Origin of the sequence: Guyparkeria halopsychrophila, assembly GCF_044582135.1 — a bacterium.
In the GTDB taxonomy this organism is placed as follows: domain Bacteria; phylum Pseudomonadota; class Gammaproteobacteria; order Halothiobacillales; family Halothiobacillaceae; genus Guyparkeria.
This window is the reverse complement of sequence record NZ_JBDODP010000074.1, coordinates 1-328: the sequence shown is the minus strand read 5'-3', so window position 1 is coordinate 328 and position 328 is coordinate 1. Positions and strand designations below refer to the sequence as shown.

Annotated in this window: 1 pseudogene; it reads right to left on the bottom strand. The window is 57.3% G+C overall.

From position 1 onward, the window contains the following. Nucleotides 1–328 (bottom strand): annotated as a pseudogene (locus ABGV18_RS11545) (NAD-dependent epimerase/dehydratase family protein); the annotation flags it as partial.

Here is a 328-nt window from a genome sequence, read left to right as displayed (position 1 = left end):
TGTGGTGGAAAGAAACGCCTGACCACCATTGCGATTCTTGATCCCTTCGAAGAGAGTACCGCGCTCGTCGCTGTGCATCATTAGCGTTTGCGGGTAGAACGCCGGATACAGAAAACTGCGCAGGGTGTTGAACAATTGCAAATCAACGGGGTCACGCAGGTCAGGGACGATGCCGGTCGTATAGGAACGATGCATGTCAATCAGCTTGCCGGCGGCTGTGGCAACACTCATGCCGCGTCCCTGAAGGCGCAGCTCGCCAGTGTGCACTTTCTCGATCGCCGCCAAGATCGCTGCCGCGACATCCTGGGCGTGAAGCAACTCGAGTTGG